The following is a 14,483-nucleotide window of genomic DNA, read 5'->3' as shown; positions in this document are numbered from 1 at the left end:
GTCTAGCATGTCCCCTGTGCACGAAGGGCGGCAGTCGACCCAAAGCGGAACAAAGGCTGGGATCAACCGGGTCTACAGCGGCGGCGCGGCGACCCTGGGTTTCGACGCGGGTATTGCGGTGCTGGGGCCTCGGGTGAGCGTCGATCCCGAGCGCACCTATGCCTTGACCCTTACGCGCTTTGACCGAGGGCTGAAGATGTCGATCGGTCGTGACGGAGCGCTCACCGTGGGCACGTCCATGATCGCGGGCGGCGTGGTGACCGGAAAGGACGCTGGCAATTCGGGCAACGTCCCAGGGAGCACGGAGGTGCACACGTCCAGCTCTTCCAGTGACCATCAACGGCACATGACAGTGGGTGGCCGTTTCGGTGGCTCACTGGACGTCAAGAACAAATTCACTCAAACCCAGGCGCTCAGTTTTTTCGTGCGCGAGAACGAGGTAGACGCGTTCATTCACGACCTCACCTCCGCGCCACTGAACAGCAGCAAGAACCCGACCCAGGAAGGGCTGCGGCCCATGGCGCTGATCGACCGCGGCGTCGAGCACGAAGTGCGCACCGGGCAGAAATACAACCTCGACATCGAAACCACCGCCGCCGCAGAGTTTCGCGTCAGCCTCGGGCAGACCAAAGCCAAGCCGGTTTCGGGCTTCATGCGGTTCGGTGCCGGTCTGGTCGCCACTCAAACTCTGCTTGGCGTCGAGCGTCAACGCACGGCTGGGCGCGGCGACGATGGCCTGAACACGCGCATCAGCAGCGATAACCGCCCGCGTTTCTTCGAGCAGACGAAACTCAATGGTTACGCGCGGCTGTTCGACACGACCTTTGTCGCCCAGCCCGACGGCGCCTTTATCTCAGGCGGTATTCCGATGGGTATCAGTGCGAGCCTGGTACTCAATTCCAAGACCGGGAAGTCCTTTGACTCCAGGTTCAAGGCCGCCTTGCCGCCGCAGCAGAGTGAAGTGGATGCGCTGAAAAAAAGCCTCAAGAAAGCGTTTCCCGACATCGAAGCCCCTCCCAAGGCCGACGAGGCAGACAAACCGGACCCTTTGGCGCGCTTCACTGCGTTGAGCCCCGCCTATGGGGGGCAGGCCGCGACAGTGGACGACAGTCAGTACGCGGAGCTGAAAAGCTTGCGCCAGATGCAGCGCCAGGTCACCGCGGCAAAACAGGGTGGCGTACTGATGACGATGATGGACATGACGATCACCCACAACAACATTCGACGCGTCGGCTCGGCCAGCAACACCAAGCGCGCTGTCGACTGGGCGACGCAGTGTTTCCGCGAGGGGCATCAAGGCAATGCGGAAATCATCCAGGGCCTGATGGCCAAGGATCCGCATCTCAAGTCGCTGCTCGACACCTTGCAGAAGGGCAGTGGTACGCGGGCTGAAGTGATCCTGGAATTGCGCGACGACATCAAGGAACAGATCGAAACCGCTGCCGCCAATGGCACCCTGGACGATGCGCAACTGAAGCGGCTGGTCACCGACCGCAATAACTTGCGCATCAGCAGCATCGCTGTGTTCAAGGCAGCCACCAAGGAGGACTCTTTCGTGCTTCCCACCCCTTGGGTGAATTACAGCAGCAGTAGCTCGTTGAGTGTGGAGCGTCTGCAAGGCGAGGTGAATTTCGAGTACGGCAAAGATCAGCTCGAACCCAAGTCCTTCAAGCTCAAAGGCGAACGCGCGCGCAGCGCTGACACGTCGGCCAGGGTCATGGCCGAGAAGGGTGAGAACTGGACACCGACATGAGGGACCAGGCCGCGGCGTGAGCGATCACTCACGCCTCGACAGGTCATGAACCGGACGGAAGGTATACAGACGAGTCTCAAGTTGCGACACAGTGGGCAGATAACCTGTATGTCACTTTTATGTCTGCAACAACGTTCAAGGACCGAACTCCATGACCTCGTCTCGACACGACCGTCCAGCCTTTTCCGATCACCCGCGCTTCTTCAGCGGGGTCGCATTCATTCCGGTCGTTCCCGCCGTGGCGTGGATCCTCGCGCAGTCCACTTCCCTCGCCAACTGGATCGCGTCTGCCGCTCTGATCGCCATCGGCCTGATCGCCTGTGCCTTGAGCGCATCGAGGCACAAAGCCGTACTCCAGTCGATGGAACAGGCGCGACAGACTCAGGCCGGTTCGCATGCACAGCACAGTGGCTCGGCCTCACGCACCCAGCTGGATGAGGTATTGCTGGGCGCGATGCCCATCTGGTCGCGGCAGGTAGAAAGTTCGCGCCAGCAGACCGAAGAAGCGATCGTCAGTCTGACCAGCCGGTTCACCGGCATCGCCGAGCGCTTGCAGGACACCGTTCAGGCTTCGCAGCAAGCCGCCGGTGAGCTGGACGGGCAGGGCTCCGAAGGGGCGCTCAAGGTGCTCGCCACCAGCGACACCGAACTGAGCCAGGTGATCGATTCCCTCAAAGCCAGCCAGACCAGCCGTGACCAGACCCTGGCCCAGGTCCGCGGCCTGACAGCCTATACGGGCGAGCTGCGGACGATGGCCGCCGATGTCGCTGCCATTGCCGCGCAAACCAACCTGCTGGCCCTGAACGCGGCCATCGAAGCGGCGCGCGCGGGCGAGGCCGGTCGAGGGTTCGCGGTCGTCGCCGATGCGGTGCGCAGCCTGTCGAGCAAGTCCAGCGAGACCGGCCAGCAGATGTCCGCCAAGGTCGACATCATCAATACCGCGATCACGCAATTGGTCCACGCCGCTTCCAGCAGCGCCGACCAGGACAGCCACTCAGTGGCCTCGTCCGAGAAAAGCATCCAATCGGTGCTCGAACGCTTTCAGACCATCACCGCCAGCCTGGCTGAATCCGCCGATCTGCTCAAACAGGAGAGCTACGGCATTCGCGATGAAATGACCGAGGTGCTGGTCAACCTTCAATTCCAGGACCGGGTCAGCCAGATCCTCAGCCACGTGCGCGACAACATGCACGCGCTGCACGAGCATCTGGTGCAGGCCAGTCAGTCGCCCGATCAGGCCGTGGCCATCGATGCGCGCCAGTGGCTCGCCCGAATGGAGGCCACCTACGCCACCGACGAACAGCGACGCACTCACCACGGTGAGGCCGCGACGCAATCCAGTACTCAAGACATCACCTTCTTTTAGGAACACACCATGGCGAAGAATGTATTAGTGGTCGACGACTCCAGCAGCGTTCGGCAAGTGGTCGGTATTGCCTTGAAAAGCGCGGGTTACGACGTGATCGAGGCCTGTGATGGTCGGGATGCCCTGAGCAAACTCACCGGTCAGAAGGTGCACCTGATCATCAGCGACGTGAACATGCCGAACATGGACGGCATTACCTTCGTCAAGGAAGTCAAGAAGCTGGCCAGCTACAAGTTCACGCCCATCATTATGTTGACCACCGAGTCGCAGGAGTCGAAGAAGGCCGAAGGCCAGGCGGCCGGCGCCAAAGCCTGGGTCGTCAAGCCGTTTCAGCCGGCGCAGATGCTGGCGGCGGTCTCCAAACTCATTCTGCCCTAACACGTTGCGCCAGGGAGGCAGCCATGCCGATCACTCACGAATTGGTCGATGACACGATCCAGGTGGCCATCGAAGGCGAGTTGACGATCTACACCGTCGCCGAACTCGCCGAAGCGCTCTTGCGCCACGTTGGCTCGGCCCCGAGCCTGGCGCTGGACCTGTCTCAGGTCACGGAAATCGATGGCGCCGGTGTGCAGTGGCTGGCCGTGATCCACCGTGAAAGCGTCCACGAGGGCACGGCGCTCCGCCTGACCGGGCAAAGCCAGGCAGTCGCTCAGGCGCTGCAACTGTGTGGCCGTGCTGCGCTGTAGCAGCTTGACCACCGACCAGAGACAGACAAAGGAAGTCAAGGTGAGCATCAATCTCGATCAGGCACTGCAGACGTTCATCGTCGAAGCACGCGAACAGTTGCAAGTCATGGAGCAATCCCTGCTGCAATTGGAAAGCGAGCCGGGCGATCAGGACAGCATCGGCGCGATTTTCCGCGCCGCACACACCATCAAGGGCTCCGCCGGCCTGTTCGGGCTGGAACCTGTGGTCAGTTTCACGCATATCGTCGAGGACGTGCTCGACCGCTTGCGCGATGGCAGCGTCGAGGTGGACGACACGCTGATCGCCGTACTGCTCAGGTCCTGCGATCACATGCTGGAGTTGATCGATACCGTCGCCGCCAAAGGTGAGGCGCTCAGCCCCGCAGCCCTTGAGCGCGAGGGGGCGCTGCGGCAGGCGCTGCTTGCCTACCAGGCCACCCACGAGGCCGTTCGAGAGGTTCTGGCCGTTGCGGCTGAGCCGAGCAGCGAAGCGCGGCTGTGGCACCTGTCGTTACGCTTCGGGGTGGACGTTTTCCGCAACGGCATGGACCCGTTGTCGTTCCTGCGCTACCTGGGCACCCTGGGGGAGATGATTCAAGTAACGACCCTGACCGATACCTTGCCCGCGCTGGAAAGCTGGGACCCGGAAAGCTGCTACCTGGGCTTCGAGATCGATCTGCGGTCGGCAGCCAGCCACACCAGCCTCAATGAAGTTTTCGACTTCGTGAGGGACGACTGTGAGGTCAGCATCGTGGCCATCGAGGACGCTTTGGCCGATACCGTCTGCGCCGACCACCCACTGATTGGACCGGTCGAGGAAAGTCCCTCCGCAGCGCTCGCGCAACGCTCGCCGGCCAACCGCGACGCGAGCAGCCGAGATGGCAATTTCGTGCGGGTCAATGCCGACACGCTGGACCAACTGATCAACCTGGTCGGTGAACTGGTCATTGCCAGTGCCGGCGCCAACCTGCTGGCGCGGTCGTGTCATCACGCCCCGTTGCAAGAGGCGACGTCGACGGTGTCGACCCTCGTCGAAGAAATACTCGACGGTGCCCTGCACCTGCGCATGATCCCGATCGGCGACACCTTCAACCGTTTCCGGCGCGTGGTGCGCGATGTCAGCCAGGAATTGGGCAAGGACATCGAGCTGAGCATCAGCGGAGCGGAAACCGAACTGGACAAGACGGTCGTCGAAAAGATCGGCGACCCGTTGATGCATCTGCTGCGCAACGCCATGGACCACGGCATCGAAAGTGCTGATGCACGGCGTGCTGCGGGCAAGTCGAGCAAAGGCCACCTCAGCCTCAACGCCTACCATGACTCTGGCAGCATCGTCATCGAAATCGCCGATGACGGCGCAGGTCTCAACCGCGACCGCATCCTGGAAAAAGCCCAGGCGCGAGGGTTGGTGGCCAGCGGTGCAGTGCTCACCGATCAAGAGATCTACAACCTGATTTTCGAGCCGGGGTTTTCCACGGCCGAAGCCGTGACCAACCTGTCTGGCCGCGGCGTCGGCATGGACGTGGTCAAGCGCAACATCACCCTGTTGCGCGGCAACGTCGAGCTCGACAGCCAACCGGGCCAAGGCACGCTGGTGCGCATCCGGCTGCCGCTGACGCTGGCGATCATCAATGGCTTTTTGGTCGGTATCGACCGCTCGACCTACGTCATTCCGCTGGACATGGTCCAGGAATGCATTGAACTGGATGAACACCAGCGTGAATCCGGCCGCCAGCAGGGTTATCTGGACTTGCGTGGCGAAGTGTTGCCGCTGGTGGACCTGCGCGCTCATTTCAGCCACGAAGGCCCTCCGGCCCGTCGCCAGAACGTGGTGGTGGTGCGCTATGCCGAGCACAAAGCCGGGCTGGTCGTCGATGACCTGCTGGGTGAATTCCAGACCGTGATCAAACCACTCGGTAAGCTGTTCGGTGCACTGCGCGGCATCAGCGGCTCGACCATATTGGGCAGCGGAGCGGTAGCGCTGATCCTCGATGTACCCGCGCTGCTCAATCAAATCGTACAACTTGAAGCCCGCACCAGCCCGTCGCCTTTACCGGTGTCGGTCGTTGCCCGCTGACGTGTTTGCAAGACAAGGAGATTCTCGATGAAATGGTTTTACGATCTCAAGATTTCAACCAAGCTGGTTGGCTCATTCCTGGTGGTCCTGGTGCTGACCGCCGCCATGGGGGGATACGCCATCCTCCAACTGGGTGCCGTCAATCAGGCTGCCCAGGACATCAGGGGCAACTGGATGCCGTCGATGCGTGCCGCCTCGGGCATGCGTTTCTTCATCGCCAGCTACCGCTTGCAAGAGTACCGGCATTTGGGCACCGACAGCAGCGATGAAAAGGTCCAGGCCGAGCGCGAAGCGGCAGACGCGGCGCAGCAGTTCGAAACCCGCGTCAACACCTACCAGCAACTGCTCTCGAATGACGAAGACCGTCAGTTGCTGGCGAGTGTCACCAGCGCATGGAGTGCCTACCAGGCGACCAGCAAGCGGTTGTTCGAGCTGTCCCGGCAGAACCAGACAGACCAGGCGCGAACGGTCTTCAGTGGGGAATCCAAGACTCACTACGACGAACTGACGAGCCGTCTGCAGAAAATGGTCGAACTCAATGCCGCAGGCGGCACCGCAGCCGGCGACAAAGGCACCGCGCTTTACGAAAACTCACGGCTATCGATCGTTGTGGCGCTGGTAGTGGCGCTGCTGATCAGCCTGACACTGGCGCTGCTGATCGCACGGATCGTTTCTCGTCCGCTGCGCCAAGCCGCGAGGGCGGCCGAACAACTGGCCGAAGGCAACCTGAACGCCCACATCGAGCCGGGTGCCAAAGATGAAACCGGCATGGTACTCAACGCCATGCGCAACATGGTCGGCAAGCTGACGCATATCATCGGAGAAGTCCGCAACGCGGCCGACAATCTGGCCAGCGCGTCGGAGCAAGTCAGCGCCACGGCCCAATCGATGAGCCAAGCCACCAGTGAACAGGCCGCCAGCGTCGAGGAGACGAGTGCGTCGATTGAGCAGATGAGCGCCAGCATCAATCAGAACACCGAGAACGCGAAGGTGACCGATGGCATGGCCAGCAAGGCGGCCAAGGAAGCCACCGAGGGCGGCGAGTCGGTTCAACAGACCGTGGTGGCGATGAAGAAAATCGCTCAGCGCATCAGCATCATTGACGACATTGCCTACCAGACCAACCTGTTGGCGCTGAACGCGGCGATCGAAGCCGCTCGGGCCGGGGAGCACGGTAAAGGGTTCGCCGTTGTTGCCGCTGAGGTGCGCAAGCTGGCCGAGCGCAGCCAGGTCGCGGCCCAGGAAATTGGCGAGCTGTCGTCCAGCAGTGTCGACATGGCGGAAAAAGCCGGTCAGTTGCTGGGGGAAATGGTCCCGTCCATCAACAAGACGTCCGATCTGGTGCAGGAGATCAGTGCGGCTTCGGAAGAGCAGGCCGCGGGCGTCGCTCAGATCAACACCGCCATGACCCAGCTCAATCAGGTCACCCAGCAAAACGCGTCCAGCAGCGAGGAACTGGCGGCCACGGCCGAAGAGATGAACAGTCAGGCGGAACAATTGCAGCAGGCCATGAGCTTCTTCGTCCTGGATTCCAGCCCTCGCGCCGCCGCGCCGGCCGGCCCGCAGGACGGTGCCGCAAGCATGCCGCGTCAGCCCGTGCGCAAGGTGCAGCCGCCGCGCAAGGCCGTGGCCTACGCCATGGAAAGTACATTGGACGAGTCGGAATTCACGCGTTTCTGATCGCAGACGCGAGCGGGTCACAAGGAGAACGAAATGGGCGCAGTGATGACGACGCGTGATGCAGCGGTTGGCGAAGACGAAGGCGCGCAGTACCTGACCTTCATGCTGGGGGGGGAAATGTTCGCCCTCGGCATTCTCGGGATCAAGGAAATTATCGAGTATGGCAGCCTGACCGTGGTGCCGATGATGCCGGACTTCGTGCGCGGCGTGATCAATCTGCGCGGTGCGGTGGTGCCAGTGATCGATCTGTCGGCCCGCTTTGGCCGGGCGAACTCAGCGATCACTCGACGCTCCTGCGTGATCATCCTCGAGGCAGGCTCCGGAACGAGTCAGGCGCAGGATGTCGGGTTGCTGGTCGATACCGTCTCGGCGGTGCAAGAGATTCCGGACGCGCAGATCGAGCCACCGCCCAGCTTCGGCGCACGTATTCGTGCCGATTTCATTGGTGGGATGGCGAAGGTCGATGGCAAGTTCGTGATCGTGCTGGAGGTGGACAAGGTGCTCTCCCTCGACGAGATGTCCAGTCTCGCGGAAGCCGCTCAAACGCCTGCTCTCGATTTCAATCCACGCTAGGGTCGAGCCATGCCACACAACGCATCGCTCGATGACCGTGAGTTCAGCCAGTTCCAGGCCTGGTTGCACCGGGCTGCGGGGATCAACCTGTCGCCGGCCAAAAAATCGCTGGTCGCCGGCCGGTTGTTCAAGCGCCTCAAACACTATGAACTGAAAAGCTATGGCGATTATTTCAAGCTGATCATGACCGATCAGCGTAAGGACGAGTTGCAGGTGGCGCTCGATCTGCTGACGACCAACGAAACCTATTTCTTCCGTGAGCCGAAGCACTTCGAGTTTCTGCGCCAGCACGTACTGCCCGGTGCGGCCCCCGGCAAAGTGTTCCGCATCTGGAGTGCGGCCAGTTCGTCCGGCGAGGAACCCTACAGCCTGGCGATGACCCTGGCCGAGGCGCTGGGCACCACGCCATGGGAAGTGATCGGCTCGGACATCAGCACCCAAGTACTGGCCAAGGCGCGCACTGGTCATTACCGCATGGAGCGAATCGGCAACCTGCCGCAGTCGCTGCTGACCCGATACTGCCTGAAGGGGATTGGCCGCCAGGCGGGCACGTTCCTGATCGAACGCAGCCTGCGTAACCGGGTGAGTTTCATTCAGGTCAACCTCAATGAAGCGTTGCCCAATCTGGGCGAGTTCGACGTGATTTTCCTGCGCAACGTGATGATCTATTTCGACCCGCACACCAAAAGTCAGGTCGTCGCACGCCTGCTGCCGCTGCTGAAAGCGGGCGGCTACTTGATCATCAGCCACTCCGAAAGCCTCAACGGCGTGAACGACACGTTGAAGCTGGTGGCGCCGTCCATTTACCGCAAGCCATGAAGAAGCCTGTCGGCGCGGCCGAAGTGATCCTGGCACCTGGCGACGTGAGCTTCGCCACCCAGCCAACTCGCCTGCGTACCTTGCTAGGCTCATGTGTGGCCATTACCTTCTGGCACCCACAGCGGCACATCGGTGGCATGTGTCACTTCATGCTGCCGGCGCGTGCGTGCCATGCTCAACCCCTCGATGGCCGTTATGCCGATGAAGCGCTGGAAGTGCTGTTGCGTCATGCCCGCGCCAACGGTACGCGGGCTGAGGATTATCAGGTCAAGCTGTTCGGCGGCGGCGAAATGTTTCCCGGGCAGCCGCCCACGCTCCCCCTGCAGGATGTCGCCCGTCAGAATGTGCGGGCGGCGCTGGCCCTTGCCGAGCACCATCATTTGAAGCTCATCGCCCAGGACCTGGGCAGTACGGGCTACCGCACGATCATGTTCGACCTGTGGAACGGCAACGTTTGGGTGCGGCACAAACCAATGGGAATACTCCGAGACAATGCCTAACAGAAAAATCAGCGTGCTATTGGTCGATGACTCAGCCGTGGTGCGTCAGGTGATGCTGGCGATCCTCAATGACACGCCGGATATCCATGTGATGGGGGCCGCCTCCGACCCGATTTTCGCCATGGACAAACTGGCGCGGGAATGGCCGGATGTGATCGTGCTGGATGTGGAAATGCCGCGCATGGACGGCATCACCTTCCTGAAGAAAATCATGAGCGAGCGGCCCACCCCGGTGCTGATCTGCTCGTCGCTGACGCAGAAGGGGGCGGAAACCTCCCTGCAAGCGCTGGCGGCTGGCGCGGTCGAAGTGATCGCGAAACCGGAAACCGGTCTGAAAAATTTCTTGCTCGAATCAGCGAACGAGCTGGTCGCCGCGATCCGCGCCGCAGCCCTTTCCAACGTCAGCAACCTGGGCAGGCGCAGCGTCCGCGCCGCGTCACCGATGGCGCCGCCCGGGAAGCTCACGGCCGATGCAATCCTCCCGGCTGCCAATGGCCAAGCCATGGCACAGACCACCGAACGCCTCGTCGCCATCGGCACCTCGACCGGTGGCACCCAAGCACTGGAGGCCGTTCTGACGGCCTTACCGCGGGTCTGCCCCGGCATCGTCATCGTGCAACACATGCCGGAGAAATTCACCGCCTCGTTTGCCGACCGCCTCAACAGCATCTGCCAATTGGAAGTCCGCGAAGCGCGGAACAGCGACCGCATCCATCCGGGGCTGGCCCTGATCGCGCCAGGCGGCAAGCACCTTATGGTCACGCGCAGCGGGGCCTTCTATCACGCGCAGGTGATCGACGGTCCGCTGGTCAATCGTCACCGGCCTTCGGTGGACGTGCTGTTTCGCTCGGTGGCCAAATCGGCCGGCAAGAATGCCACCGGCATCATCATGACGGGCATGGGCGACGACGGCGCGCGAGGGCTGAAAGAAATGCTCGACGCCGGTGCCTCCACCGTGGCGCAGGACGAAGCGAGCTGTGTGGTGTTCGGCATGCCCAAGGAAGCCATCAAACTCAACGCCGCGCAGCGCATTCTGCCGCTGGACGCGATTCATCAGGCAATCCTGCACAAATGAAGTGACGCCCACTGCGCCTTTGGATGGGCCAGTGGGGCAGGTCATCGCAAAGCGCGGCCCCATCACGTCCTGACACGATGCCCTATCGATAAGCCAGTAGCACGGTTGTCCGGGATGATTGCACGATCCTCCACCGAGGCGAACCAATGCCTGTCGTATGTGCCGAAAGCGTGAGACAACGCTGGACGTCATCACAGGAGGGCACGGTATGTCGCCGCAGGCACGCTTGGCGAATCTCATCTCACGTCGGACCATCGGGGACGGCACGTTCGACACGCCCGTGTCAGCGGTAACGTTGATTCGCTGGTCGGCGCCCAGCGAGCCGATGCCCGCCATCTACGAGCCGACCGTCTGCTTCGTCGCGCAAGGCCGCAAACAGGCGAGCGTGGGCACCACCACCTTGACGTACGACTCTGCCCGCTACCTGATTGCCTCGATCGCTCAACCGGTCATGGGCTCGGTCGTCGAGGCCAGTGCAGAAAAGCCTTATCTGTGCTTGCAGATCAACCTCGACAAAAAAGAGATCGCGGAGCTGGCCGCGCTCCATCCCTCGTCTCTGGACCCTGATTCTCCGCCGCTGGGGCTGGCGATCAACGACGCGCCCCCAGAATTGACCGATGCGGCCATCCGCTTGTTGGCATTGTTCGATGCGCCCCAGGATGTCCCGGCGCTGGCGCCGCTTATCTTGCGCGAAATCTACTACCGGCTGTTGACCGGACCCAGCGGCAGCCTGCTGCGGCACATGGTCCACAGCCAGAGTCAGTTCCAGCAGATCAGTCGGGCCATTTCCTGGATACGACGGCATTTCCGCACCGCCTGCCGAATCGAGGATGCCGCTGAAGTGGCCGCCATGAGCCGGTCAAACTTTCACCGGCATTTCCGTGCGGTGACCTCGCTCAGTCCCCTCGCGTTTCGTCTGCAGTTGCGCATGCAAGAGGCGCGAAGGTTGATGCTGGCCGAAGGTCTCGACGCCGCCAGTGCCGGTGCGCGGGTTGGCTACAACAGCCCCTCGCAATTCAACCGCGACTACTGCCGAATGTTCGGCGCACCGCCAGGACGGGACGTGGCCCGGCTGCGGGAGTCGGGGAATTACTACTGCATGGCCGTTTCCGAGCCGAACACCTGAGTCGCGTCTGGCGCGCGTCGGCCGTCAGACCTGTTTTTTCAAATGAAGACAAGTATCGTCCTGGGAGGAAGAGCAGATGAAATACAAGACATTGGGCAACACCGGCCTGCTGGTTTCGCAACTGTGCCTGGGCACGATGACGTTCAGCGACGGCACCGGTGTATACGAACACATCGGCAATGTGGACCAGGCTGGTGCCGATGCGTTGGTCAAAGCCAGCGTCGAGGCGGGGATCAATTTTTTCGACACGGCGGACGTCTACTCGGCTGGGGCAAGCGAGCGCACCCTCGGGCAGTCCTTCAAGAATCTGGGCATCGCCCGCCACGAAGTGGTGCTGGCGACCAAGGTCTATAGCCGCATGGGGCCGGGCCGCAACGACGTGGGCGCGTCGCGTGGGCACATCATGGATGCGGTCGATGCCAGTCTCAAACGCCTGGGCACGGACTACATCGACCTGTACCAGATCCACGCCACCGATACGCTGACGCCCCTCGACGAAACCCTTCGCGCATTGGACGACCTGGTACGGCAGGGCAAGGTGCGCTATCTAGGCGTGTCGAACTGGCAGGCATGGCGGATCGCGACGGCCTTGGGCGTGTCCGCGCGGCTCAATCTGCAACGCTTCAATACCCTGCAAGCCTATTACTCTGTCGCAGGGCGCGATCTGGAGCGAGAACTCAAGCCGTTGCTTGAGGCCGAGAAGATGGGATTGATGGTCTGGAGCCCGCTGGCTGGCGGCCTGCTGTCGGGCAAATTCAGCCGTGACCACCAGACGCCCGTGGGCTCACGCCGCTCGACCTTCGATTTTCCCATCGTCGACAAGGCGCGCGCCTGGGACGTCATCGATGTGCTCAAACCGCTGGCCGAAGCGCATGGTTGCAGCCCAGCGCGCATCGCCTTGGCATGGCTGTTGGCCAAGCCGGTCGTGACGTCCATCGTGGTGGGCGCCAAACGCCTCGACCAATTGGAGGACAACCTCGCGGCCATCGACATTGAGCTGAGCCAGGATGAAATCGCCAGGCTCGACGCCGTCAGTGAACTGCCGCCTGAATACCCCGGTTGGATGCTCGACACCCAGATGGCCGACCGCCTGGGCCCCTTGGACCTTTGGGCCGGCAAAACCTCATGACGTGGAGTGCCAGCCGTCCGGGGAGGCCTCTTGCACGCTGCCTCAATCGGGCTCACTGGCAAGTTTCGCCTTGGCGGGGAGGGGGCGTTTGGGCGTTTCCCTTGTGAAGGGTCGCGTCCGAACACCATCGATTCCTGCCCGAATGCTTGGCCATGTACAAAAAAGCGTCGGCTGATTTGATCATGCCGGCGGCATTGGTGGGTTCCTTCGCGGGCGTTACCGCCGCGACGCCGGCGCTCGCTGTCACAATGCCCAGCGGGTGGTCGGCGTGATCGATGTTCAAGGCGCGAACACGCTGGATCATGTCCTCCGCCACCTGGCTCGCTCCGGTGGCATCCGTTCCCGGCAGCAGCACGGTAAACTCTTCACCCCCGTAGCGAACCGCAATATCGGCTGGCCGTTTCAGCGCCCCTCTGATGACCTGCGCGACCTGCTGCAGGCACGTGTCTCCGGCAGGGTGGCCGTACCGGTCATTGAAGCGTTTGAAGTAGTCAACATCGAGCATGATCAGCGCCAAAGGCTCTTCTTGACGCCTGGCCCGCTCGATCTCCTGCTCCAGGACCATGTCCAGTTTTCGGCGGTTACCCAATCCTGTCAGGCTATCCGTCAGGGCCATATCCTGAAGCGTTTGGTGGGCCGCCCTGATTTCCCGCTCCAGTCGAAATCTGGCTCGCAATTGCGCCAGCACGATGGTGCCAAAGCTCGCGAGAAAGCCCATCAGCACCAGCAGCACCATCGCGGTTTTGAACAGGTCGTGGCGCCATGGACCGATGAACGACTCGCGCGACAGCCCGGCCTCCACGACCAGGGGATAGGAGCTCAGCGCGCGGTACGCCTACAGCCTTCGCGTGTTGTCGATGACGGCCCTGACTTCCGCGACCCCCTCGTTGGATTGCGGCAGATAACGCGTAAAAATTTCGCTCCGGGCCAGGCTTTGCTCCGTTGCAGGGGAGATGAAAGGTCGGCGCACGAGCACTTCACCGCTGCGTAACGCCAAAACCAGGGCGCCCTTGTCGTCAATCTTGAAGTCCCCGTAGAAATCCAGGAAATAACTCACCTTGAGGGTGCCGAGCAGAACGCCCCCGAACGAACCGTCGGGTTTATCGAGGCGGCGAGACACGGGGATGATCAGCTCACGGGAGGATCGGCTTCTCACCACTTCGCCGATCCGTATGTCCCTCCCGGGATGCGTGCGGTGATAGTTGAAATACGCACGGTCGGAATTGTTCGCCGTTTCAGGCGTGATGTACTGATTGGTGACGATCCAGGCCCCATTGGGCGCGTAGACGAACAGGCTCTGCAGTTGGGGCATGATCCTGGTTTGCTGATCCAGCAATGCCCGTATGCGGGGTATGTCGATGTTTTGCAGCCCATCGCCCTCAATCCGTTCGCGCAGTTCAGCCGTCAGCACATCCACTTGCCGAATGGCGTCCTCGGCATGTTGTGCTGTCGCCCGGGCGAGGTTTTTCGCAGAGTCCTGAGCGGTGACATACGCATGGCGGTAATCGCGCCATGATCGCCAACCCTCCACCGCCAGAAAACTCGGACCATCAGGAGCATGAAGGTCAACGTCATACGGAACACGGCCGATGCGCGGCGTCCGCTCGGCATCAGGCCTTCCTCTGCAGTGGTTCCTGTTGCGAAGTGCGTTTCCTGGCGTCCTGGCATCGAAACCTCCCTGGCCAATTCAATCATA

The 14,483-nt window shown here is 61.8% G+C and carries 10 protein-coding genes and 4 pseudogenes; 13 read left to right on the top strand and 1 reads right to left on the bottom strand.

Translation table 11 applies throughout. The features are described 5' to 3' along the window. The first annotated feature begins 7 nt into the window (after nt 1-7). From ACI5GA_RS00855 to ACI5GA_RS00795, 13 genes and pseudogenes are all read left to right on the top strand, one after another. On the top strand, nt 8-1,753 hold the full coding sequence (locus ACI5GA_RS00855) for an AvrE-family type 3 secretion system effector (protein WP_421421170.1): 1,746 nt from the start codon (nt 8-10) through the stop codon (nt 1,751-1,753). 421 nt (nt 1,754-2,174) lie between these two features. After that, nucleotides 2,175-3,119: pseudogene (locus ACI5GA_RS00850) on the top strand (methyl-accepting chemotaxis protein); the annotation flags it as partial. Nucleotides 3,120-3,128: 9 nt separating this feature from the next. Next, nucleotides 3,129-3,497 carry a response regulator gene (locus ACI5GA_RS00845; RefSeq protein WP_108238895.1) on the top strand — a complete coding sequence of 123 codons (369 nt, stop codon included), beginning with the start codon at nt 3,129-3,131 and terminating at the stop codon, nt 3,495-3,497. Between the two features lie 23 nt (nt 3,498-3,520). Then, the gene (locus ACI5GA_RS00840) at nt 3,521-3,808 is read left to right on the top strand and encodes an STAS domain-containing protein (protein ID WP_421421168.1); all 288 of its coding nucleotides are present in this window, start codon (nt 3,521-3,523) and stop codon (nt 3,806-3,808) included. Nucleotides 3,809-3,848: 40 nt separating this feature from the next. Further along, a pseudogene (locus ACI5GA_RS00835) lies at nt 3,849-4,560 on the top strand (Hpt domain-containing protein); the annotation flags it as partial. A gap of 125 nt (nt 4,561-4,685) precedes the next feature. Further along, nucleotides 4,686-5,885: pseudogene (locus ACI5GA_RS00830) on the top strand (chemotaxis protein CheA); the annotation flags it as partial. A gap of 27 nt (nt 5,886-5,912) precedes the next feature. Continuing rightward, nucleotides 5,913-7,565: a methyl-accepting chemotaxis protein gene (locus ACI5GA_RS00825; protein WP_108238892.1), complete on the top strand. Its 1,653-nt coding sequence runs from the start codon at nt 5,913-5,915 to the stop codon at nt 7,563-7,565. Nucleotides 7,566-7,598: 33 nt separating this feature from the next. Beyond that, on the top strand, nt 7,599-8,138 hold the full coding sequence (locus tag ACI5GA_RS00820; RefSeq protein ID WP_421421166.1) for a chemotaxis protein CheW: 540 nt from the start codon (nt 7,599-7,601) through the stop codon (nt 8,136-8,138). A 9-nt stretch (nt 8,139-8,147) separates the two neighbouring features. Continuing rightward, nucleotides 8,148-8,957 carry a CheR family methyltransferase gene (locus ACI5GA_RS00815; RefSeq protein WP_421421165.1) on the top strand — a complete coding sequence of 270 codons (810 nt, stop codon included), beginning with the start codon at nt 8,148-8,150 and terminating at the stop codon, nt 8,955-8,957. Beyond that, nucleotides 8,954-9,457, top strand: a complete 504-nt coding sequence (gene cheD, locus ACI5GA_RS00810; RefSeq protein WP_421421164.1) for a chemoreceptor glutamine deamidase CheD — start codon at nt 8,954-8,956, stop codon at nt 9,455-9,457. Before ACI5GA_RS00815 ends, cheD begins: the two co-directional genes overlap by 4 nt. Next, nucleotides 9,450-10,532, top strand: a complete 1,083-nt coding sequence (locus ACI5GA_RS00805; RefSeq protein ID WP_404638001.1) for a protein-glutamate methylesterase/protein-glutamine glutaminase — start codon at nt 9,450-9,452, stop codon at nt 10,530-10,532. Before cheD ends, ACI5GA_RS00805 begins: the two co-directional genes overlap by 8 nt. Before the next feature lie 208 nt (nt 10,533-10,740). Then, complete coding sequence (locus tag ACI5GA_RS00800; protein ID WP_404637999.1) at nt 10,741-11,658, top strand: AraC family transcriptional regulator; 918 nt, start codon at nt 10,741-10,743, stop codon at nt 11,656-11,658. 76 nt (nt 11,659-11,734) lie between these two features. Beyond that, a complete protein-coding gene (locus ACI5GA_RS00795; protein WP_421421163.1) occupies nt 11,735-12,787 on the top strand; it encodes an aldo/keto reductase in 1,053 nt (350 codons plus the stop codon). Nucleotides 12,788-12,839: 52 nt separating this feature from the next. Here ACI5GA_RS00795 and ACI5GA_RS00790 read toward each other — a convergent pair. Next, nucleotides 12,840-14,455: pseudogene (locus ACI5GA_RS00790) on the bottom strand (sensor domain-containing diguanylate cyclase). Between the last annotated feature and the right edge of the window lie 28 nt (nt 14,456-14,483).

Origin of the sequence: Pseudomonas sp. Pseu.R1 (genome assembly GCF_045764065.1) — a bacterium.
Classification (GTDB): domain Bacteria; phylum Pseudomonadota; class Gammaproteobacteria; order Pseudomonadales; family Pseudomonadaceae; genus Aquipseudomonas.
Note: the sequence above shows the minus strand (reverse complement) of the source record. Positions and strands in the feature narration are given on the sequence as shown.

Bases quoted from the DNA above. Each gene is read 5' to 3' on its own strand.
- cheD (WP_421421164.1), top strand. From the start codon at position 8,954: ATGAAGAAGCCTGTCGGCGCGGCCGAAGTGATCCTGGCACCTGGCGAC.
- ACI5GA_RS00815 (WP_421421165.1), top strand. From the start codon at position 8,148: ATGCCACACAACGCATCGCTCGATGACCGTGAGTTCAGCCAGTTCCAG.
- ACI5GA_RS00805 (WP_404638001.1), top strand. From the start codon at position 9,450: ATGCCTAACAGAAAAATCAGCGTGCTATTGGTCGATGACTCAGCCGTG.
- ACI5GA_RS00840 (WP_421421168.1), top strand. From the start codon at position 3,521: ATGCCGATCACTCACGAATTGGTCGATGACACGATCCAGGTGGCCATC.
- ACI5GA_RS00845 (WP_108238895.1), top strand. From the start codon at position 3,129: ATGGCGAAGAATGTATTAGTGGTCGACGACTCCAGCAGCGTTCGGCAA.
- ACI5GA_RS00795 (WP_421421163.1), top strand. From the start codon at position 11,735: ATGAAATACAAGACATTGGGCAACACCGGCCTGCTGGTTTCGCAACTG.
- ACI5GA_RS00820 (WP_421421166.1), top strand. From the start codon at position 7,599: ATGGGCGCAGTGATGACGACGCGTGATGCAGCGGTTGGCGAAGACGAA.
- ACI5GA_RS00855 (WP_421421170.1), top strand. From the start codon at position 8: ATGTCCCCTGTGCACGAAGGGCGGCAGTCGACCCAAAGCGGAACAAAG.
- ACI5GA_RS00825 (WP_108238892.1), top strand. From the start codon at position 5,913: ATGAAATGGTTTTACGATCTCAAGATTTCAACCAAGCTGGTTGGCTCA.
- ACI5GA_RS00800 (WP_404637999.1), top strand. From the start codon at position 10,741: ATGTCGCCGCAGGCACGCTTGGCGAATCTCATCTCACGTCGGACCATC.